The 22,428-nt window shown below is 62.9% G+C and carries 9 protein-coding genes and 2 pseudogenes; 6 read left to right on the top strand and 5 right to left on the bottom strand.

Annotation, left to right across the window (positions count from 1 at the left end):
• Positions 1-56 precede the first annotated feature (56 nt).
• The 3 genes and pseudogenes from AC1Q6Y_RS24480 to AC1Q6Y_RS24490 form a co-directional block, all read left to right on the top strand.
• A pseudogene (locus AC1Q6Y_RS24480) lies at positions 57-7,454 on the top strand (amino acid adenylation domain-containing protein); the annotation flags it as partial.
• 147 nt (positions 7,455-7,601) lie between these two features.
• A pseudogene (locus tag AC1Q6Y_RS24485) lies at positions 7,602-11,774 on the top strand (amino acid adenylation domain-containing protein); the annotation flags it as partial.
• A 264-nt stretch (positions 11,775-12,038) separates the two neighbouring features.
• Entirely contained in the window at positions 12,039-13,004 is a 966-nt protein-coding gene (locus AC1Q6Y_RS24490) for an alpha/beta hydrolase (protein WP_492625338.1), read from the top strand.
• 147 nt (positions 13,005-13,151) lie between these two features.
• Here AC1Q6Y_RS24490 and AC1Q6Y_RS24495 read toward each other — a convergent pair whose 3' ends face one another.
• Positions 13,152-13,511 carry a DUF6124 family protein gene (locus AC1Q6Y_RS24495; RefSeq protein WP_492625339.1) on the bottom strand — a complete coding sequence of 120 codons (360 nt, stop codon included), beginning with the start codon at positions 13,509-13,511 and terminating at the stop codon, positions 13,152-13,154.
• Positions 13,512-14,015: 504 nt separating this feature from the next.
• Here AC1Q6Y_RS24495 and AC1Q6Y_RS24500 point away from each other — a divergent pair.
• The 3 genes from AC1Q6Y_RS24500 to AC1Q6Y_RS24510 all read left to right on the top strand — a co-directional run bounded on the left by AC1Q6Y_RS24500 (position 14,016) and on the right by AC1Q6Y_RS24510 (position 15,583).
• Positions 14,016-14,423 (top strand): VOC family protein, encoded by a 408-nt coding sequence (locus AC1Q6Y_RS24500; protein WP_492625340.1) that lies wholly within the window; start codon positions 14,016-14,018, stop codon positions 14,421-14,423.
• Between the two features lie 50 nt (positions 14,424-14,473).
• Positions 14,474-14,935: a GNAT family N-acetyltransferase gene (locus AC1Q6Y_RS24505; RefSeq protein WP_492625357.1), complete on the top strand. Its 462-nt coding sequence runs from the start codon at positions 14,474-14,476 to the stop codon at positions 14,933-14,935.
• Positions 14,936-15,070: 135 nt separating this feature from the next.
• Positions 15,071-15,583, top strand: a complete 513-nt coding sequence (locus AC1Q6Y_RS24510; protein WP_492625341.1) for a PaaI family thioesterase — start codon at positions 15,071-15,073, stop codon at positions 15,581-15,583.
• A 241-nt stretch (positions 15,584-15,824) separates the two neighbouring features.
• On the opposite strand, the gene AC1Q6Y_RS24515 is transcribed toward AC1Q6Y_RS24510, so the two are convergent.
• The 4 genes from AC1Q6Y_RS24515 to pvdN form a co-directional block, all read right to left on the bottom strand.
• Positions 15,825-18,242, bottom strand: a complete 2,418-nt coding sequence (locus AC1Q6Y_RS24515) for a TonB-dependent siderophore receptor (RefSeq protein WP_492625342.1) — start codon at positions 18,240-18,242, stop codon at positions 15,825-15,827.
• Between the two features lie 126 nt (positions 18,243-18,368).
• Complete coding sequence (locus tag AC1Q6Y_RS24520) at positions 18,369-20,018, bottom strand: cyclic peptide export ABC transporter (RefSeq protein ID WP_218498072.1); 1,650 nt, start codon at positions 20,016-20,018, stop codon at positions 18,369-18,371.
• 194 nt (positions 20,019-20,212) lie between these two features.
• Positions 20,213-21,100 carry a dihydropyoverdine dehydrogenase gene (pvdO, locus tag AC1Q6Y_RS24525; protein ID WP_154908837.1) on the bottom strand — a complete coding sequence of 296 codons (888 nt, stop codon included), beginning with the start codon at positions 21,098-21,100 and terminating at the stop codon, positions 20,213-20,215.
• Positions 21,101-21,129: 29 nt separating this feature from the next.
• On the bottom strand, positions 21,130-22,410 hold the full coding sequence (gene pvdN / locus AC1Q6Y_RS24530; RefSeq protein ID WP_489338971.1) for a pyoverdine-tailoring periplasmic protein PvdN: 1,281 nt from the start codon (positions 22,408-22,410) through the stop codon (positions 21,130-21,132).
• Positions 22,411-22,428 lie beyond the last annotated feature (18 nt).

Here is a 22,428-nt window from a genome sequence, read left to right on the forward strand (position 1 = left end):
TGGCCCAGCGTTTCTGCGGCTTGAGCGCGGACGCCCGGCGCGCGTTGCAACAGAAGATGCATGCCCAGGGGCTGACCCTGGAACTGCTGCCGATCCCGCCACGGGACCGCGCCGTCGACACGCTGCCGGCGTCCTACGCGCAGCAGCGCTTGTGGTTCCTCTGGCAGATGCAGCCCCAGGCCACTGCCTACAACCTGACCGGTGCCTTCCGCCTGAGCGGCGAACTCAACCCTGAGGCGCTGGCGCAGACCCTGAGCGCGCTGGTGCAGCGTCACGAAGTGCTGCGCACCACCTTCGTTTTCGACGACCGGCAAGTGCTGCAAAAGATTCACCCACGGATGGATGCGCCGCTGCTCGAAGTCAGCGCTGGCGACGAGGCCGAACTGCAGCGGCAGATCGCCCTGAACGCCGAGCAGCCGTTCGACCTGCACAGCGGTCCGTTGATGCGCTGCCGCTTGATCCGCCTCGATGCGCAGCAACATGTGCTGGTGCTGACCTTCCACCACATTGTCACCGACGGCGGTTCGCTGCCGATCCTGTTGCAGGAGTTCACCCGGCTCTATGCACAACTGAGCGCCGGGCAGGCCCCGCAGCTACCGGAGCCGGGCATCCAATATGCCGACTTCGCCCGCTGGCAGCGGCTGTGGCTGGAGGCCGGCGAGGCCGATCGCCAGCTCGATTACTGGCGCGTGCAGTTGGGCCGCGAGCACCCGCCACTGAACCTGCCGACTGACCGTCGTCGCCCGGCGATTCCGAGCCAGCAGGGTGCGAGCGTCGAGCTGAACATCTCCACGGCGTTGACTGCTCAACTGCGTGATCTTGCCCGCCGCGAAGGCTGCACCCTGTTCATGGTGCTGATGGCAGCGTTGCAGACACTGTTGCATCGCTACAGCGGCGAGCAGGACATTCGTGTCGGCGTGCCGATTGCCAACCGCACCCGCCAGGACGTGGAAAACCTGCTGGGCTTTTTCGTCAACACCCAGGTGTTGCGCAGCCAGCCCCGGGCCGACCGGCCATTTGTGCAGTTGCTGGCCGAGATCAAGGCCGCGGCACTCGGCGCACAGGCCCATCAGGATTTGCCCTTCGAGCAACTGGTCGATGGCCTGGGCGTGGAGCGCAGCCTGAGCCACACGCCGCTGTTCCAGGTGATGTTCAACCACCAGCGCGACAGTGGCGGCCCGCAACGCTGGGACCTGCCGGGGCTGAGCGTCGAACCGCTGATCTGGGATGAGAAAACCACCAAGTTCGACCTGATGCTCGACACGGTCGAGGGCGACGAGGGCATCCACGCGTCGTTCGTCTACGCCACCGAGCTGTTCGACGCCTCGACCATCGAGCGTCTCGGCCGGCACTGGCTGAACCTGTTGCAGGCGATTTGCACTGACAGCACGGTTGCCTTGGCGGACCTGTCCATGCTCGACGCCTCCGAGCAGCATGCCACCTTGCTCGACTGGAATCGCAGCGCGGTGTTGAACGGCGATCAGGCGAACCTGTTGTGCGCCCATCAACTGATCGAAGCCCAGGCCGCCGCGCACCCGCACAACATCGCCGTGACCTGCGACGGCGTCACCCTCACTTACGCCGAACTGAACCGACGCGCCAACCACATCGCCCATCGCCTGCGCGAGCGCGGCGTCGGCCCCGATGTGTTGGTGGGCATCGCCCTGGAGCGTTCGCTGGAGATGATCGTCAGCCTGCTGGCGATCCTCAAGGCCGGTGGCGCCTATGTGCCGCTGGACCCGCAATACCCGCAGGACCGCCTGGCCTACATGCTCGCCGACAGCGGCACGCGCCTGTTGCTGACCGATTCCGCGCTGCTGCCGCAGCTGCCGTTGAACGAAGGCATTGAAGTGATCTGCCTCGATCACGCCAGCGACTGGCTGCTTGAGGCCAGTGCCGACAACCTGCCGAACCTGACCGCTCCAGCGAACCTGGCCTACGTCATCTACACCTCCGGTTCCACCGGCAAACCCAAAGGCACGCTGCTGCCCCACAGCAACCTGACGCGGCTGTTCAGCGCCACCGAGCACTGGTTCGGTTTCAATGCGCAAGATGTGTGGAGCCTGTTCCACTCCTATGCCTTCGACTTTTCCGTGTGGGAAATATTTGGCGCGTTGTTCTACGGCGGCAAGCTGGTGGTGGTGCCCCACGCGGTCAGCCGCTCCCCGGAAGACTTCGCCCGCTTGCTCAGTGATGAGGGAGTCACGGTACTCAACCAGACCCCTTCGGCCTTTCGCCAGTTGATGCCGTTCGCCTGCGCCAATGCGCCAGACATGTCCCTGCGGTATGTGGTGTTCGGTGGCGAGGCGCTGGACGTGGCCAGCCTGCGTCCGTGGTATGACGCCTTCGACGACCGGCAGTCGTTGCTGATCAATATGTACGGCATCACCGAAACCACCGTGCATGTGACCTACCGGCCGCTGTCCCGCGCCGACCTCGATGGTGCCAATAGCTCGCCGCTGGGGGAGCCGATCGGCGATCTGCGCTGGTACGTGCTCGACCCGCGCCTGAACCCGGTCGCCAAGGGCTGCGTCGGTGAGTTGTACGTCGGCGGTGCCGGCCTTGCCCGCGGCTATCACCAACGTGCAGACCTGACCGCCACACGGTTTGTGCCGGACCTGTTCGCCGCCGAGTCGGGCGCGCGCCTGTATCGCACCGGCGATCTGGCGCGTTATTGCGCCGATGGCAGCATCGAGTACGCCGGGCGTATCGACCATCAGGTGAAGATCCGTGGTTTCCGCATCGAACTGGGGGAAATCCAGGATCGTCTGCAAAGCCATCCGGCCATCGAGCAGGCGCTGGTCCTGGCACCGCAGGTCAATGGCAACCCGCAATTGGTCGCGTGGTTCACCTCGACCGGCGACGACAGCGATTTGCGCCACTCCCTGCGTGAACATTTGCAGGCCGGTTTGCCGGACTACATGGTGCCGGCGCATCTGATCAAACTCGACCAATGGCCGCTGACCGGCAACGGCAAACTGGATCGCGCGGCATTGCCCAAGCCCGACGCAACGCTGGCGCAGCAGGCATACACGGCGCCGATGGATGAGCTGCAAACCGAGTTGGCTGCGATCTGGCAAGACGTGCTCAAGCTTGAGCGCGTGGGCATCGACGACAACTTCTTCGAACTGGGCGGCGACTCGATCATCTCGATCCAGGTGGTCAGCCGCGCGCGTCAGGCCGGGATTCGCATCACCCCGCGGGACCTGTTCCAGCACCAGACCGTGCAGAGCCTGGCGAAGGTCGCGGTACGCAGCGCCGGGTTGGTCATCGACCAGGGGCCGGTGCGTGGCGAGGTGCTGCTGACGCCGATCCAGCACTGGTTCTTCGAGCAAGACATCGAGGCCCGTCACCACTGGAACCAGTCGCTGCTGCTGGAACTGCGCGAGCCGCTGGACAGCGACAGCCTGCAACAGGCCTTGGCCGCGCTGGTAGAACATCACGACGCGTTGCGTCTGCGGTTGCGTCAGGTCGACGGCGTCTGGCAACAGGCCCAGGCCGAGCAGTGGAACAGCGCCGAGGTGCTGTGGCAGCGCCAGGCCGCCAATGCCGATGAACTGCTTGAACTGTGCAACGCCGCGCAAGCCAGCCTGAATCTGCAGGACGGCCCGCTGTTGCGCGCCTTGCTGGTGGACATGGGCGCGGCGGGCCAGCGCCTGCTGCTGGTGGTGCATCACCTGGCGGTGGACGGCGTGTCCTGGCGATTGCTGCTGGAAGATTTGAAAACCGCGTATCAACAAGCGCAGCAAGCTCAACCCCTGCGTCTGCCAGCGAAAACCAGCGCCTATCAGGCCTGGGCCGCTCGCCTGCAAACTCATGCGCAAAGTGCTGCATTGGCCAGCCAAACCAGTTACTGGCAAGACCAGTACCGCGACGTACAGGTGCAACTGCCCGCCGACAACCCCCAAGGCAGCCTGGCCAGCCAGCATGCCGTGAGCGTGGAAACGTTGCTCGACAGCACATTGACCCGCCAACTGCTGCAGGACGCCCCGGCGGCTTACCGCACCCAGGTCAACGACCTGTTGCTGACCGCGCTGGCGCGGGTACTGGGCAACTGGACAGGTCAAACTTCGACGCTGGTGAAACTGGAAGGCCATGGCCGCGAAGACCTGTTCGACGACATCGACCTGACCCGCACCCTGGGCTGGTTCACCTCGATCTTCCCGGTGAAACTCACCCCGGCCACTGATCTGGCCGGCAGCATCAAAGCAGTCAAGGAACAGTTGCGCGCCGTGCCCGACAAAGGTATCGGCTTCGGCATCCTGCGCTATCTGGCGGACGCCGGTCTTGAGGATCTGCCGTCACCGCAGGTCACCTTCAACTACATGGGCCAGTTCGATGCCAGCTTCGACGAGCAGGCGCCGTGGCGCCCGGCCCGGGAAAGCGGTGGCGCCGAACAGGGCGCATCGGCCGAACTGGACCGGGGCCTGAGCATCAACGGTCAGGTGTATGCCGGGCAACTGCGCCTGAGCTGGACCTTCAGCGGTGACGTGATCAACCCGCAGACCGTGCAGCGTCTGGCCGATGCCTACGCCCTGGAGCTGCAACGGCTGATCGAACATTGCCTGAGCGGTGCCGGCGGGTTGACCCCGAGCGACGTGCCACTGGTGCGCGTCGATCAGGCGCAGCTGGATGCCTTGCCGCTGGCGGCCAGCCAGATCGAAGACATCCTGCCGCTGTCGCCGATGCAGCAAGGCATGTTGTTTCACAGCCTGTTCGCCCCGGATGCCGGGGCCTACGTCCCGCAGATGCGCGTGGATGTGCAGGGGCTCGACGTCGAGGCGTTCCGCGATGCCTGGCAGCAGACGCTGCAGCGCCATGAAGTGCTGCGCGCGGCGTTCTTCAGCGAAAGCAACGGCTCGCGGCCGTTGCAAGTGATCCTGGCCGACGCCACGCTGCCGCTTACCGTGCTCGACTGGCGCGATCAACCCAAGGTTACCGGAGCGCTGGATCGCCTGGCCGAGGACGACCGTCTGCGCGGTTTCGATCTGACACTGGCGCCGTTGCTGCGCCTGACCCTGGTGCAGACCGCCGATGACCGCCATCACCTGATCTTCACCAACCACCACATCCTGCTCGACGGCTGGAGCACTTCGCAGTTGTTCGGCGAAGTGCTGCAGCGGTATAGCGGAATCATGCCGGCGCCGAGTGTTGGCGGTTATCGCGATTACATGACTTGGCTGGGCACCCGCGATCGCGCCGCATGCGAAGCGTTCTGGCTGGAGCAATTGCAGTCGTTCACCGAACCGACCCGACTGGCCGGCGCCTTGCCGGGGCCGGTTGCCGGGCAGGGCGATGCTCATCGCACCCTGCACCTGAGCCTGGACCGCACAGCCACCGAGCGCCTGAGCGGGTTCGCCCGTCAGGCCCGCGTCACGCCCAACACGGTGCTGCAAGCGGCGTGGCTGTTGCTGTTGCAGCGCTACACCGGGCAGCAAACAGTGGCGTTCGGCGCCACGGTGTCGGGGCGTCCAAGCGAATTGCAAGGCATCGAGCAGCAGATCGGTCTGTTCATCAACACCTTGCCGGTGATCGCCACACCGCACCCCGAGCGCACGGTCAGCCAATGGATCGATGAAGTCCAGGCGCTCAACCTCAAGTTGCGTGAAGTCGAATACACACCGCTGGCGGATGTACAGCGTTGGGCCGGTCACTCTGGCGAGGCGCTGTTCGACACGCTGCTGGTGTTCGAAAACTATCCGGTGGCCCAGGCGCTGGAGGAGGGCAATTCCAGCGCGCTGAAGTTCTCCGGCATCAGCAACCACGACCAGACCAGCTTCCCCTTGGCCATCGCCGCCGAGCTGGGTGAATGCCTGGATTTGCGTTTCAACTACGACACGGCGCTGTTCAGCGCAGAAGCCATTGAAGGCTTGAGCACACGTCTGCTGGCATTGCTCGATGCCATGGTCAGTGCGCCGCAACTGCCATTGGGGCGCTTGAACCTGCTCGATGCCGCGCAAACGGCGCAGCAGATCGAGGGTTTCAACCGCACCGCGCAGGCCTGGCCGGATGTGCGTCCGGTTTACCAGTGCTTCGAAGCCCAGGTGCTGCAAACCCCGGAGGCCCCGGCCCTGGTGTTTGCCGGCCAGACCCTCAGCTATCGCGAACTCAACCAACAGGCCAACCGGCTGGCGCACTACCTGCGTAGCCAGGGTGTCGGCGCCGAAGTGCTGGTGGGCATTGCCGCCGAGCGTTCGCTGGAACTGGTGATCGGCCTGCTGGCGATCATGAAGGCCGGTGGCGCCTACGTGCCGCTGGACCCGGACTACCCGCGCGAACGCCTGGAGCACATGTTCGACGACAGCGGCGTACACCTGCTGCTGACCCAGCGTCATTTGCTTGAGCAGTTGCCGATTCCGCCCGCCACCACGGCGATTTGTCTCGATGACATGGCCGGTTTGCTGGACGGCCTGAGCAACGAAAACCTGCCCTGTGTGGTCGAGCTGCAATCGCTGGCCTACATGATCTACACCTCCGGCTCCACCGGCAAACCCAAGGGCGCGGCCAACCACCATGAGGCCTTGTACAACCGCTTGGCGTGGATGCAGGGCGCGTACCCACTGGACGGGCGCGACACCGTATTGCAGAAAACCCCGTTCAGTTTCGACGTGTCGGTCTGGGAGTTTTTCTGGCCATTGATGACCGGCGCACGCCTGGCCGTGGCCGAGCCGGGTGCCCATCGCGATCCGGCGCAACTGGTCAGCCTGATCGAGCAGTACCAGGTCAGCACCCTGCATTTCGTGCCGTCGATGCTGCAGGCGTTCGTGCAGGGCGAAGGCTTCGAGCGTTGCGCCAGCCTGCGGCAGGTCATGTGCAGCGGCGAAGCCCTGTCGGCGGACTTGCAGCACAGCCTGTTCCGCGTGCTGCCCAACGTTGGCCTGTACAACCTGTACGGCCCGACCGAAGCGGCCATCGACGTGACCCATTGGACCTGTGTCGACGATGGCGGCATCAGCGTGCCGATCGGTCAGCCGATTACCAACCTGGTGACCTACATCCTCGACGACAGCCTGCAACCGCAAGTGCCAGGTTGTGTGGGTGAGCTGTATCTGGGCGGCATTGGCCTGGCTCGTGGTTATCACAACCGTCCGGAGCTGACCGCTGAACGCTTCGTTGCCAGCCCGTTCGGTGAGCAGGGCGAGCGCCTGTACCGCACCGGCGACCTGGCGCGTTACCGCGCGGACGGCGTGATCGAATACGTCGGGCGCATCGACCATCAAGTGAAGATCCGCGGCTTGCGCATCGAGTTGGGGGAAATCGAAGCCTGCCTGCTGGAGCGTCCATCGGTGCGCGAGGCCGTGGTGATCGCCCTCGACGTTGGCAAGTCCAAGCAATTGGTGGCTTACGTCACAGGTCCTGTTGCCGTTGATCCACTCAAGCAACACCTGCGCAACGTGCTGCCCGAGCACATGCAGCCGAGCCACGTGCTGCTGCTCGATCAGTTGCCGGTGACGCCCAATGGCAAGCTCGACCGCCGCGCATTGCCGCAACCGGACCTGCAAGTGCGCGAATACGTTGCGCCGCGCAGTGCCGTGGAAGCGACGCTGCAAGCCGTGTGGCAGGCGTTGTTCGAAGTGCCGCAGATTGGCATGCACGACAACTTCTTCGAACTGGGCGGCGATTCAATCGTCTCGATCCAGGCTGTCAGTCGCGCACGCAAGGCCGGGTTGAGCATTTCACCCAAGGACGTGTTCAGCCATCCGACCCTGGCCGGGCTGGCGACGGTGGTCCAACCGGTCGTGGCGGATGAAGCCGTGCCGGCGCTGGTTGCACCGACAGCGAAAATCGAGCTGAGTGACGCGCAGTATCAAGCGCTGGAATTGACGGCGGACGAAGTCGAGGACGTCTATCCGCTGTCGCCGATGCAGCAAGGCATGCTGTTCCACTCGGTGCAGGACGGCGACTCGGGGCTGTACGTCAATCAGATCGAAGTGGGTGTGCGTGGCGTCGACGGTCCGCGTTTCCGCGCAGCCTGGGCGGATGCTGCCCAACGTCACGGGATTCTGCGCACCGCATTCCTCTGGGAAGGCGACAAGGAACCGCTGCAAGTGGTGCTGCGTGACGCGCCGTCACTGCTCACTGAATTGGACTGGCGCGGGCTCGATGATCAGCCTGAGCGCGTCCGCCAACTGGCCCTCGAGGAGCGCGAACGCGGCTTCTCGTTGAACCGCGCACCGCTGTTGCGCCTGTTGCTGGTGCGCCTGGAAGACGACCGCTATCGCCTGATCTGGACCTACCACCACATCCTCATGGATGGCTGGAGCGTGTCGCGCCTGATCGGTGAAGTGCTGCGCCATTACAGCGGCGAGGAGCACGAGCCGGTGGCCGCCTATCGCGACTACATCGACTGGCTCGGCCAGCAAGTCGCCGAGGCCAGCGAAGCGTTCTGGAAAGGCAAACTCAGTAACCTCGAAGGCGCCACGCACCTGGCCCGCGCACTGCCGGTCAAGGCGCCGCAAGCCGGTTATCACGCGATCTATACGCACCTGAGCGCCGGGCAGACCGCGGGTTTGCAGGCCTTTGCCCAGCAACAGCAAGTGACCCTCAACACCCTGGTGCAAGCCGCGTGGTTGCTGCTGTTGCAGCGCTACACCGGCCAGCGCACGGTGACCTTCGGCGCCACGGTGTCCGGGCGCCCGGAAACACTCAACGGCTCGGAGAACATGCTCGGGTTGTTCATCAACACCTTGCCGGTGGTCAACACGGTGCCGACCGAAGCCAGCGTCGGCGACTGGCTGCGGGAGATCCAGGCCTGCAACCTCGACATCCGCGACTTCCAGCAAACCCCGCTCAGTGATATTCAGCGCTGGGCCGGGCAGGGCGGGCAGTCGTTGTTCGACAGCATCATCGTGTTCGAAAACCAGCCGGTGGACCGTACCCTTCGCGAGTGGAACGGCGATTCCCTGCGCTTCGAGGACGTTTCCGATTTCGGCCTGACCAGCTTCGCTATGGACCTGATGGTCAGCCTCGACGAGGGGCTGCGCATCGAGTACATGCACCAGCGCGACCAGTTCGATCTGGGCACCGTGGAAATCCTGCGCAGCCACATGGAAAGCCTGATGCAGCGCTTGTGCGACGACGCCGGGCGCGCCGTCGGTGAGCTGGGCCTGCTGACTCTGGACGAAGGCCGGGCGCTGGACGGCGAACTGCCGGTGGTGGCTGAGGGGGACGAGACGCCGGTGCACGAACTGATCCGTCAGCGTGCGCGACTGCAACCGGATCACACGGCGCTGGTGCTCAGTTATGCCGATCGCGACGCCGAGCAGTTGAGTTATGCCGAGCTGGACCGTCGCTCCGATACCCTGGCAGTGCATCTGCTGGAGCAAGGCGTGCAGGCCGAAGATGTGATCGGTGTGTTCATGGAGCGCTCGCTGGAGCTGGTGGTGTCGCTGCTGGCGGTGATGAAGTGCGGTGCGACCTACGTGCCGCTGGACCCGCAATACCCGCAGGAACGCCTGCGCTACATGATGGCCGACAGCGACATGCGCTTGTTGCTGACCCAGGAGCGTCTGTGCGATAGCGCGCAACTCAATCCGGGCACGGCGATGGTCGCAGTGGATCGCTTGAACCTCGACGTCGATGTGGCGGTGCCATCGAGTTCCGTGCACGCCGAGCAACTGGCCTACCTGATCTACACCTCGGGCTCCACCGGCAAGCCGAAAAGCGTCGCCGTCGCCCACGGGCCTTTGAGCATGCACGTGCAAGCCATTGCCGAACTGTACGAGATGGACCCGGACAATCGCGAGCTGCATTTCATGTCGTTCGCCTTCGACGGCGCCCATGAACGCTGGATCACCGCGCTGATCAGCGGCTCGACCCTGGTGATCCGCGACAACAATCTGTGGACCGCCGAACAGACCCTGGCCGTGCTGCACCGCCAGCGCATCAGCGTCGCGTGTTTCCCGCCGGCCTATCTGCTGCAACTGGCCGAACACGCCGAATTGCAGGGCGGCGATCCACCGCCGGTGCGCATCTATTGCTTCGGTGGCGACGCGGTGCCGGACGCCACGTTCGAGCGGGTCAAGCACACGCTCAAGCCGCAGTTCCTGGTCAACGGCTATGGGCCGACGGAAACCGTGGTCACGCCGCTGCTGTGGAAAATCGCCGCCGACGGCCACTGCCAGGCGATGTATGCGCCGATTGGCCGACGCGTCGGCACTCGCAGCCTGCATGTGCTGGACATGGACCTCAACCCGCTGCCGGTGGGCATGGTCGGCGAGCTGTACATCGGCGGACGGGGTGTCGCGCGTGGCTACCATCGTCACCCGTGGCAGAGCGCCGAGCGCTTCGTCGCCGATCCTTTCAGCACTGAAGGCGGGCGCCTGTACCGCACCGGCGACCTGGTGCGCCGTCGCGAGGATGGCGTGTTCGATTATGTCGGGCGTATCGACCACCAGGTCAAGGTGCGCGGCTTCCGCATCGAACTGGGTGAAATCGAAGCCCGCTTGCGCGAGCAGGCCGGGGTCAACGATGCGCTGGTGGTGGTGCGCGACAACGGCCAGGGGCCGCAGCTGGTGGGCTATGTGGTGGCGGCGCAAGATGACGGCCTCGGCCCGCGTTGCCAAGCGGCATTGCGCGAGAGCCTGCCCGACTACATGGTACCGACGCAGGTCGTGGTGCTGCCGCGCTTCCCGTTGACCCCCAACGGCAAGCTCGATCGCAAGGCCTTGCCGGACCCGGCCTTCACCGGCCGTGACTACGTGGCGCCGCGCACGCCGCTGGAATGGGCGCTGGCGGATATCTGGCAACAGGTGCTGGGCATCGAGAAGGTTGGCATTACCGACAACTTCTTCGAGTTGGGCGGCGATTCGCTGCGCACCCTCAAGGTGATCTCGAAAGTCCGTGCCCTGAACGAGCCGGGCTTCCAGCTCAAGCTGCGGGACATGATGGCCAAGCCGACGATTGCCGGGTTGTCCGGTGTCGATGAACAGCCGCTGCGACACAGTCCGCAACCGCTGTTGCTGCTTAATCAGGTGGTGAATGATCAGCCGCCGCTGTTCTGCCTGCACGCCGGTTTCGGCACGGTGTTCGACTACGAGCCGTTGGCCCGACGCCTGGATGGCGAGCGCACGGTGTACGGCGTGCAATGCCGGATGCTGCTCGACCGGCAGTGGCACGACAGCTCGCTTGCGCAGATGGCCCAGGATTACGTCGAGGCGATCCGCGCCCGGCAACCCCTGGGGCCGTACCACGTGCTGGGCTGGTCGCTGGGCGGGGCGTTGGCGTTGATGGTGAGTGACTTGTTCGAACAGCAGGGCCAGCGAGTGGCGTTTGTCGGCCTGGTGGACAGCTTTGTGCCAACCCAGGTCAATGCCGTCGCCAGCCCGGATGAGTGGCGCACGGATCTGGCCGAGTTCCTCGGTGCAACCTTGGGCATGGATGGCGAGGTGATTGCCCGGGTGTTGAGTACCGAGTCGACGGGGGACCACGAGGCAGTGGCGCGGATCATTCGTGCGGTGATCGACAGCGAAAGCGATCAGGCCAGCGGCTACGCGCTGCTCGGTGCCGATGAGCTGGCCCAGACGTTCATGGTCAGCGCGCGCTTGAAGGCGCTGTCGCGACAGGTCGAGACCTTGCCGATTCCGCAGGCCGAGCTGCATTGCTGGTGGGCCGATGGCAACCCGACGGCCGAACGCGCGACCCTGGAGCGTCAGCGACCACGGCTGCGCAAGGTGCAAGCGGTAACGGCCGGCCACTTCGATATCCTGCAGCAGGAGGAGTGCCTGGACGCCGTGGTGGCGGCGCTTGGCCGGGAGGTGGTGCCGCTGGTCTGAACCGTTCATTCGTGGTCAGGCCCACTTACCTGTGGCGAGGGGGCTTGCCCCCGTTCGGCTGCGAAGCAGTCGCAATCCCGAACAACGCGGCATGTCTGACTAATCTCAAACGCTGGTTCTGGGGCCGCTTCGCGACCCAACGGGGGCAAGCCCCCTCGCCACATGTTTTCGTTCGGCATGGGAGGGTCTTCATTGAGCCCTAATGAACATCCCGCCCGGTTCGTTTACCAGGGCAAGACTGTTTATTTTTGGAGACTACCGCCCATGGCACTGCACCCGGACATCGAAGGGTTTCTAGAGCTGGCCGAGTTCGGCCGCCTCAGCGGCAAAAGCCAACCCATGCATGAGCTGAACCCGAGCGAAGCGCGGCAGCAGTTCGAACAGACTTCGCAGTTGCTCGATGCGGCCCCGACGGGGGCGTTGACGGTGACGGAGGTCAGCATTGCTGCACGGGATGGGCATGTGCTCAATGCGCGGCTGTACGCCAAACCACAACCGGACAACGAGCCGCGCCCGGTGTTGCTGTACTTCCATGGCGGCGGCTACGTGGTGGGCAGCCTCGATTCCCACGACACCCTGTGCCGGCGACTGGCGCTGGCGGGGGAGTTTGCCGTGTTGTCGGCGGATTATCGACTGGCGCCTGAGCACCGTTTTCCCACTGCATACAACGATGCCGAAGACATCACGCGTTGGCTGGCCATCACCGGAGCCAAGGCGCTGGGGCTGGACGCCAGGCGCATTGCGCTGGCGGGGGACAGCGTCGGCGGCAGCCTGGTGGCCTCGTTGTGCATCGCCATTGCCCAGGATCCATTGGGCTGGCCGCTTGTGCCTCGTCTGCAAGTGCTGCTGTACCCGGTGATCGACGCGGTAAAAAAACGCCCGTCCCTCGAGCGATTCGCCGAAGGCTATCTGCTGGAAGCCACCACGTTGGAATGGTTCTACCAGCAATACCAACGCAGCGAAGCGGATCGCAGCGACTGGCGTTTTTCACCGCTGTACGTCGAGCGTTTGCAAAGTCTGACACCCACCGTCCTGTGGCTGGCCGAATACGACCCGTTGCTCGATGAAGGCCTGGCCTGGGCCGAGAAACTGCGTACTGCGGGGCAACCCCTGGTGCTGGAGGTCAAGGCCGGCATGACCCACGACTTTGCGCGCATGGGCGAGATGGTCCAGGAAGTGCCGGGGATGCTGGGGCAACTGGCGGCGCAGATCAGCGAGAGTTTGGCCTGACGCATGGCGTAGTGATCAGCGACGCCGTCCCCCTGTGGGAGCGAGCTTGCTCGCGATAGCGGCAGCACATTCAACATTGATGTGTCTGACACACCGCCATCGCGAGCAAGCTCGCTCCCACAGTTTGTTTTGCGCTGACTCGGATAACTAAGGCGGATCAAGCCGATCCAGCGCCCGATTGACCGCCAGTTCCCCCAGCATGATCACCTGCGCAATCCCCAACAGCGCATTGCGGCTTGTTCCTTGTAGATGATCCACCAGATCGTTGGCCATGACATTGGCCGACGCCAGCGACTCACAGGCGTGCACCAGCAGGGTTTCGATACTGAGTTCGGGATTGACGATGAACATCGTGCTGGGTGTGCGCGGGGTGGCCATGATGTTGGTGCCGGGGTTGAGGTGGTGATCGAGCGCGCGCTCGGCGGCTTGGTGGAATTGCTTTGAATCGGGGCTTTCGTACGGGGAGGCCGGATCGGATTCCGGCGGGTTTGGAGTTACCTTGAACATAGATACTTACCTTTAAGTAGGGCAGCACCAGTTCGCTACTAAACGAAAGGGTGGCAGCTGTGCGCAAGTTAGTAGACCGGCAAGGTGAGGAACCGGCGCGCCCGGGGGCGCCATGCGCACAGCCACCATCAAACACAGGCAGATGCCTGACTGATGATACTCATGCGACCGTTCTAACCTTGGCCGGGCTACTAAACCCGATCACTGACAATCAGTGACCCGAATCAAGTTACCGACGACCCCCAAGGCGCACAAGCCGGCGGATTCTGGCGTACCTGTAGGCAACGACGCAAGGCGTTGTGGCTTTCACGAAGTAACCTGTAGGCTGCTTAAAAAATCGTGGTTAGCGATGTTTAACAGGCGACTATTAGATTTCTACGCTCGATACGTTTCGCGAAAACATTTGGGAAATGTCTGAAATTTGAAAAGGCCTGGCGTTCCTCGACACCTGGCTAAAAACTGCTAGATTCACCGCTCGATTGGCACGACAAGGAATGTTCGTTCATGAAATTTGGCTACCTGATCATCTACGTCAAGGATGTAGAGGCCTCTCTCAAGTTCTTCTCATCGGCCTTCGGGCTCGGCGTTCGGTTCATCCATGAGTCCGGCACCTATGGCGAACTGGAAACCGGCGAAACCGCGCTGGCATTCGCCGCCGATGAACTGGCCGCATCGAACTTCAGCACCGGTCATGTCCCGGCGCACTCATCCCTCAAACCGCTAGGCATCGAAGTCGGGCTGGTAACCGAGGATGTCCCCGTGGCCCATGCCAAAGCGATTCAAGCAGGCGCCAGCGAAATCGCTGCCCCGACTACCAAACCCTGGGGGCAAACCGTGTCTTACGTTCGATGCCCTGACGGAACGCTGGTTGAGCTGTGCACACCCGTAAACGCTACCGAGAGTGGGTCTTGAAAGCCGGGCGCGAAGCGAACCTCACAGACAAGTCTGGCAGTAACCTGCAAGTGGTCACGTCAACGGACCCATTGGCGATATTTGAAATCTCAGGGATTACGCCGCAACTCCGGGAGCTGGAAACGCAGGCCGTTGCCGAAGGCTTCAGGTTCCTCTCCCGGTTGATCGAGGAATGGGAAAGCGGTGCCAATCGATTCGATCAGCAGGGTGAGTGTCTTTTCGGGGCGTTCCGGAACGGGCGGCTGATTGCCATTGGCGGGCTCTCGTGCGATCCATTTGCCGGGCGGGACACAGGAAGATTACGGCGGGTCTACGTCGCACGTGCATCAAGGGGCCAGAACGTGGGCAAAGCGTTGGTGCAGCACCTGCTGGAGTTGGCGTGTGAGCATTTTCGCGTTGTGCGACTGTCCACGGACACACCCGAGGGCGCCGCCTTTTACCTGCGCTGCGGGTTCCGGCCGATCCAGGATGATTTTGCGACGCATATGAAGTCATTGGTGGATGTCCTATAGACAATGGGACATCGCTTTTGAAGTACCTAACCCACTTTTTCGCTCAGTAACGGCTGTGTATGATCATTACGGCCCGATGCTGCCCGCCGCTTTCAACCACGACGATTGGCCCCCGGTATTAAGGATGGACACGGTATGACCACGCAGGACATTTCGCTTCAAGACATCGCCGCGCCTGAAGGCGTTTGTTATGGCTGCGGCAGCCAAAACCCGCACGGGCTGCACATCAAGAGCTTCTGGCATGAAGACGGCGTGCATGTCATGGCGCAGCACATGCCGGATGACAAGTATTGCGGCTGGCCGGGTCTGGTTTACGGCGGTTTGATCGCGATGCTGGTCGATTGCCACTCCAACTGGGCAGCGATGGCATATCACTACCGGGCAGAACAGCGCGAGGTGGGCAGCTTGCCCCACATCACCTGCGTCACCGGTAACCTGGGCATCAAGTACATCAAGCCCACCCCGATGGGGGTCCCCCTGACACTGCGTGCAAAAGTCGAGGGCGAGGTCGGGCGCAAAAGTCGGGTTATTTGCGAGGTCTTCGCCGGGGATGTCCTGACCGCTGTCGGGGACTCCACGTTTGTTCGTGTCGATACCGATCAACTCAGGGCCGCTGCGCAAGCAGAAAACGGAACCGTGCCACTGTAGGAGCGAGCTCGCTCGCGATGGACTCACAGGCGCCGCGTTCAACCAGTAAACACGCGTAATCGTTAACGACCATCGCGAGCAAGCTCGCTCCTACAAGTGGTCGCAGTCAGCCATCAGGGCCGCTGTAGGAGCGAGCTTGCTCGCGATGGACTCATAGGCGCAGCGTTTAACCAGTAAACACGCGTTATCGTTAACGACCATCGCGAGCAAGCTCGCTCCTACAAGTGAGAGCACTCAGCCATCAGTACTGCGCGCGCAGGCTCAGGGTCAGGGTGCGCGGGTCGCCGTAGAAGTTGGTGCCCCAGGAGGCATCGACGCGGTCGTAGTACTTGCGGTCGAACAGGTTGTTGGCGGTCAGTGTCGACGACAGGTGTTCGTTGAACTTGTAGCCGACTTGCGCCGAGGTAACAGCATAGCCGCCTTGATGGAACTTCACGTCACGCTGGTAGTAGGTGTCGCTGACCACACGCACGCCACCGCCGACGCTGAAGTCCTTGAGCGGGCCGTCGGTGAACTCGTACTTGGTCCACAGGTTGAAGTTGTGCTTGGGCGTGATGGTGCTGAAGGTCTTGCCTTTGTTGGCCTGGTCGCCGTCCAGGAACTTGGTGGAGGTGTAGGCGTAACCGGTGACGATGCTCCAGTTGTCGGTCAGGTTGCCGCTCAACTCGGTTTCCCAACCCTGGCTGCGTGCCTTGCCTTCGGTCATGTAGGCACCGGAGGTGTTGTCGTATTCGGCGCGGTTTTCATCGTAGATGCGAAAGGCGGCGATGCTGGCGTTCAGGCGACCGTCGTAGAATTCGCGCTTGAGGCCGATTTCGTATTGCTTGCCTTCGCGCGGGCCGACCGGCTCGCCGTTTGTGCCGATTTCGCTCTGCGGTTTGAACACGCCGGTGTAGCTGAAGTAGGTCGACAGTTCAGGGGTGATCTTGCCGATGATGGCGCCGTACGGCACGACCTTGCGGTTGATGCTGGTGTGGGCTTCGCCGAAGTTGTTGAAGAAGGCGTTGGCGTTTTTCGCATCGCTTTCGTACCAGGTCACGCGGCTGCCGCCGATGACATCGAGCCAGTCGGTGACGTTGAACTTGGCGCGGGTGTAGACGCCGTACTGATCGGACTTGGACCAGTTGCCATTGACGTGCGCATAGTCGTTGCGGGGAATGTCGATGCTGCCCGGATTCCATACGTTGATCGGGAAGTACTCGCCGCCGCCGTAGGTGAAATCCTTGTCCAGGTGCTGGTACTCGGCACCCACGGTGAACTCGTGTCGGCGATCGGCGAACTCGAACGGCGTGGTGACAAAGCTGTCGACGCCGACGGTCTTGATGTGGGTGTAGTAGTCGTAGGCCACGGCCCAGCTGTCACCGGTGGCCGGGTCGACCGCGCCGTCGGCCCAGGTGAAGTTACGCTCCGGGGTTTCGGCATCGCGGTAGGTCAGGGTGGTCTTGAACTGACCGCCGTTGTCCAGTTCGTGGTCGAGCTCGGCGAAGGATTCCCAGACTTTTTCGTTGAGGGTGTTCCACTTGGCATCGACGAAGGTCGAGCGCGGCACGTCGAGCAATGAGCCGTCGGCGTAGGCCGGCAGGCCGAAGGCCGGGGTGGAGTTGTTCTTCTGGTAAGCGCCGCCGACCGACAGGGTGGTGGCCGGGTCGAGGTCGAATTCCAGGCGACCGTAGACCATCGGGCGTTCGTTCTGCGCGTAGTCGACGAAAGACTGGTTGTTCTCGTAGGCGGTGATGAAACGACCGCGCACGGTGCCCTGTTCGTTCAACGGGCCGGTGACATCCACCGAAGAACGGTAGCGATCGTAAGAGCCGGCGGCCAGTTCGCCACCGAGGGCGAATTTGCTCAGGGCGCGCTTGCGCACGACGTTGATCGTACCGCCGGGTTCGCCCGCGCCCTGGTACAGGCCCGACGGGCCGCGCAGCACTTCGATGCGGTCGTACATCGCCAGGTCGAAACTGGTGGCCATGTCGCCCTGGCCGGTGGGCTGCGAGACGCCGTCGACCTGCACCTGGTCGACGAGGAAGCCACGCATGTAGACGTCATTGAGGCTGGAGCCGGAGTTGTAGGTCTTGATGGTCACGCCGGTGACCTGACGCATGGCGTCCTGCAGGCTGTTCAGGTTCTGGTCGTCCATGCGCTGGCGCGTGACGACGGACACCGACTGCGGGATGTCCTTGAGCTTTATGTTGCCTTTGCCGATGGTGACTTCATTGGTGGTGTAGGAGTGCGAGCCTTCGGTTGTCGGCCCCAGCGCCACGCCGGTGATGGACGTCGCACCCAGTTGCAATGCACTGGAGTCACCGGCCGATGGCACCAGCGACACGGTGTTGCCATTCAACTGAAAATTGATGCCGCTCCCCAGCAGCAAGGTTTTCAGTGCCTGTTCCGGTTCCATGTTGCCGGACACCGCCGTGGACTTGATGCCGTTGACCATGTCCTGGCTGTAGAGAATCTGCAGGTTGGTCTGCTGGCCCAGTTGGCGCAATGCACTGGCCAGCGACTGAGCCGGTACATTGACGTTCACCGGGGCTGCTTCGACCTGGGACGTACCCAGCAGCAACAGGGTCAGCAGCGCGCCCGGCACGACCGTTCGGAATTTCTTTTGCCGTTCGATGGCTAACGCCAAAGGTGCGCGGGACAGAGTAAGGCTTTGCATTGCTCGAATCGCTCCAGAATAGTGTGTGCAGTTTTTTAGTTAATGATAATTATTATTAGACGGACCACTTTGGCTAAACCGGAAAACAAACTTCAAAAAACAAGGATTTGCGTGCGGCCACGGCGCTTAGGCGGTTGCGCGCTCGGTGACGACCCGGCCCGATTCCATGCGCACCAGTTGATCGGCCATATCGAAATAACGGTCGTCGTGGGAGATGACGATGATGGTTTTGCCCAGGCGTTTGAGGTCCGGCAGCAGCTCGGTGTAGAAGATGCGGCGGAAGGTCGGGTCCTGGTCGGCGGCCCATTCGTCGAACACCAGCACCGGGCGTTCTTCCAGCCAGGCATTGACCAGCGCCAGGCGCTTGCGCTGGCCGGTGGACAGGTCGGTGGTGGTGAAGCTGCCGTCCCTGACGCTGACCTTGTGCGCGATCTCCAGCCGTTGCAGGTAGGCGTTGGCATCTTCGGGGATGTGCTGGTCGCCCTGGACCACGTCATCGAACAGGTAGTAATCGGCAAAAATCGTGGTGAACAATTGGCGATAGTCGTCGCGATTGTGCGCATCGATGCCCTGGCCGTTGAGCTGGATCGAACCCTGTTGCGGCGCGTAGAGGCCCAGCAGCAACTTGATCAGGGTGGTCTTGCCGCAGCCGTTTTCGCCGACGATGAAAATGATGTCGCCTTGCTCGATGGTCAGGTTCACCGGGCCCAGGCGAAACGCGTCACTGCCCGGTGCGGCGGGGAAGGCGTAGCTGACATTGTTCAGTTGCAGGCGGTCGAGCACGGTTGGCCGGATGCCGTTGTCGTTGAGCAGCAGGTGCGGCTCGGGCGAGGAAAACTGGCTGGACAGCTCGGCGATGCGGCGGAAGGCAATCCGCGCCCGGCTCACGATCGGCAAGGTGCTGACCAGATGCTCGATCGGGCCTTTCATGTACAGCAGCACCAGCACGAAACCGCTCATCACCGCTTGGTCGGCGCTCGGCCAGAACGATTGCAGCGCCAGCGCCAGGCCGATGACCACGAAGAACAGCATCGAGCCCAGCGTCTTGGCGATCACGAAGGTGTTGATCGAACGCACCTGGGTGTTACAGATGAAATCGGCGGTGCCCTGGATGCCCTTGACGAACATGCGCTGGCGGCGCGGGCGGTGGATGCGCAATTCCTTGGCACCGCCGGCAATGGCGTTGTAGTGCTTTTGCAAATCGTCTTCGGCATCGCGGGCGGCCATGAAACCCTGGATGCCCTTGCCCTGCGCATAGAACTGGATGCCGGTGCCGATGGCAATTGCCAGCACCATCATCAGGAACATCGGCCACGACAACATCGCCAGGTAACCCATGCAGCCAAGGGTCACGGTCAGGGAAATCGCCAGCGGCGCGAAGGCGAAGGCGAAGTCGCTGATGGTGTCGACGTCGTGGGTCAGCACTGGGATCAGCCGGTGGCTGCGGTAGCGCTCGATCTGCTCGATGGGCGCCGAAAGGACTTTCTCCCCCAGCGTTTTGCGCAGCCTGGCAATGATGTGCTGGCCAACATAGTTGGTGCCGATGTCGGAGCAGATCGAGCTGCCCAGGGCCAGCAGGCACAGGCCGCCGAACAGCGCGACCACGCCTTGGGTCAGGCCGTGCGGCGAATGCAGCGCGTTGTTGATGGTGGCCAGCAACACTGTCACGCTCAGACCACCCACCATGCCCAGGAAAATGGACGCGGCGACGATCAGTCGAAACGGTTTCAACAGGGCCAGTAATTCGCCGATGGCGCCTCGGGTAGGCTGGGTCATGGCAGACAGTTCCTTGGGTCGTAAGGCAGATACCCAGTAGAACGTCTGGTGAAGGGCTTAATTTAAACGGTGGGAGACAGGTGGTGCCAAACCTGTGGGAGCGGGCATGCTCGCGAAAGCGGTGGATCAGAAAAGTTGATGTTGGCTGACACGACGCCTTCGCGAGCAAGCCCGCTCCCACAAGGGCAAGGGGGTCAGAGAGTGCGTACTACACGGAAACCGATCCAGTCGCCACGGGTTTGCGGGTCGATGTCATTGCGGTTGCCCGAGCGGGAAAACACCGGTGCTTCGCCCCAGTCGTTGCCACGGATGCGCAAGGTATCGCAGTTCGGTTCGGTCCAGGCGCTGCCATCGGTGGGAGCGCCGACGTAGTCCGGGTGGTAGCAGTCGGCGATCCACTCGTAGACGTTACCGTGCATGTCGTACATGCCGAAGGCGTTGGGCGGGTAGCTGCCGACCGGCGAACTGTAGCTGTAGCCATCGGTGGGGCCGTAGGTGTTGGCGTGGGTGGCGATGCTGTACTCGGTGCCGGGGTCGAACGGGAAGGGGAAGGGCCCCGTTGACCCTGCGCGGGCGGCGTATTCGCGCTGGGCCTCGCTGACGATGTGGTAGTGCTGACCGGTCTTCATCGACAGCCAGGCGACGTAGGCACTGACCTCGGCGAAGTTCATGCACACTGCCGGCTGGCGCGGGCTCTGTGGATAACGCGGCTTGCTGTTGATGCACTCGCGGCCGGGGCGGGTGTCGCCATCGGGCAGGGTGATTCCGGTTTCCTTGAGGTACTGGTCCCATTCGCCAGCGGTGATCTGGTAGCGGCTCATGGCGAACGGCTTGTCGAACGTCACCTCATGCATCGGGCCTTCATCAGGCTCACGGCCGACTTCGTCTTCCGGGGTGCCCATGGTGAAGGTGCCGGCGGGCAGCACCACCATTTCCGGGCAGTTACGGCAATCCTTGAAGACCTTGCCCGGCAGCGGCGCCGTATACGCCTGGGCGAGGCCGGGCATGGCACTGCCGAGCAATGCCAGCAGCATCAGGGCGCCCAGGCTTTTGGAACGCCCCCTGTTCAGGATGTTTTTCATAAGGGTTCTCGCTAAAGGGAATCGGCGGTTCAGAGCTTGCTGGCCATCAGTTCCATCAACTTGTCGATGTGCGCTTGGGTATTGAGCAGCCCCGGCGACACACGAATGATCGGCCCGACATCACGGTCCACGGCGTCACACACCACGCGCTGATCCATCAGGAAGTTGGCGACTTCGTCGCAGTCCTGGTTCTTGATGCGGAAGAAGGTGAAACCGGCGGAATACTCCGGCGACAGCGGCGTGACCAGCTCCACCGACGGGTGTGCCTGCAAGCGTTTCTTCAGGTAGCTGTTGATGTCGTGAATGCGCGTCGCGACCTCGGCCTTGCCCAGCTCCAGGTGCAATTTGAAAGCTTCGGTCAGTGCCCAGCGGTGTTCGAACGAGTGGTAGCCGCCGTAGGTCATCACCGTGGAGAACTGGGTGGCTTCGGAGAAGGTCGGGATGGTCGGGGTCACGTCCTTGAGCTCGTCGGAGCGGGCGCAGATGATCCCGGTGCCCCGTGGGCCGAACATCCATTTGTGGGTGCCGGCAATGAAGAAATCGCAGTGCATGTCCGGGAAGTCGACGTTCTCCACGCCGAAGCCGTGTACGCCATCGATTACGTAGAGGATGCGGTCCTTGTCGGCGCGGCCACGGTTTTTCTCCTCCACCAGTTTGCCGATCTCGCCGATTGGCAGCTTCACGCCGCTGCCGGAATGCACCCAGGTCATGCCCAGTACACGGGTTTCGGGGCGAATGTTGCGTTCAATCGCGGCCAGCACTTCGGCGGTCGAGACTTTGTACGGGTCTTCGAACAATTTGATCTTGCGAACCTGGGTGCCGTCCTTTTGGGTGCGGTATTCGAACACGCTGTTGGCGGCGTAGTGCTCGTGTTCGCTGGTGAGGATCTCCTGGTCCGGGCGCACGTGGATACCGGCGTAGATCATCGCCAGGCCTTCGGTGGTGCTGCCGGTCAGGGCGATCTGCGACGGCTTGGCCTTCAAGTAGCGACCGGCCCACACGCGCACCTCTTCTTCGCGGCGTTCGGTTTCGCCGCGATGCCAGTCCATGGCCAGGCCCGGGTTGCGATCGAGATTGGCGCGATGCATCTCGATGGCTTCACGCACAGGCAGCGGGTGCGAGGTCACCAGGAAGTTGGCGAAGTGCAGGTAGTTCGGGTCCTGCGTGAACAGTTGGCGCAACTGGTCCCATTTGTCCTTGGGCAGTGGCGCGGGGCTGGCGGCCCGTGCTGGCAGGCTCACGGCGGAGGCCAGGGGAATGCCGGCCGCCAGAATGCCGGCCTGCTTGAGGAATGAACGACGGTTGGTCATGGATTCGGTTCGCTTTGG

Source organism: Pseudomonas sp. GW823-FHT06E10 (assembly GCF_058794995.1).

Excerpts from the sequence above, each read along its gene's own strand:
- AC1Q6Y_RS24490 (WP_492625338.1), top strand. The coding sequence starts at position 12,039 with ATGGCACTGCACCCGGACATCGAAGGGTTTCTAGAGCTGGCCGAGTTC.
- AC1Q6Y_RS24500 (WP_492625340.1), top strand. The coding sequence starts at position 14,016 with ATGAAATTTGGCTACCTGATCATCTACGTCAAGGATGTAGAGGCCTCT.
- pvdO (WP_154908837.1), bottom strand. The coding sequence starts at position 21,100 with ATGAAAAACATCCTGAACAGGGGGCGTTCCAAAAGCCTGGGCGCCCTG.
- AC1Q6Y_RS24495 (WP_492625339.1), bottom strand. The coding sequence starts at position 13,511 with ATGTTCAAGGTAACTCCAAACCCGCCGGAATCCGATCCGGCCTCCCCG.
- pvdN (WP_489338971.1), bottom strand. The coding sequence starts at position 22,410 with ATGACCAACCGTCGTTCATTCCTCAAGCAGGCCGGCATTCTGGCGGCC.
- AC1Q6Y_RS24520 (WP_218498072.1), bottom strand. The coding sequence starts at position 20,018 with ATGACCCAGCCTACCCGAGGCGCCATCGGCGAATTACTGGCCCTGTTG.
- AC1Q6Y_RS24510 (WP_492625341.1), top strand. The coding sequence starts at position 15,071 with ATGACCACGCAGGACATTTCGCTTCAAGACATCGCCGCGCCTGAAGGC.
- AC1Q6Y_RS24515 (WP_492625342.1), bottom strand. The coding sequence starts at position 18,242 with ATGCAAAGCCTTACTCTGTCCCGCGCACCTTTGGCGTTAGCCATCGAA.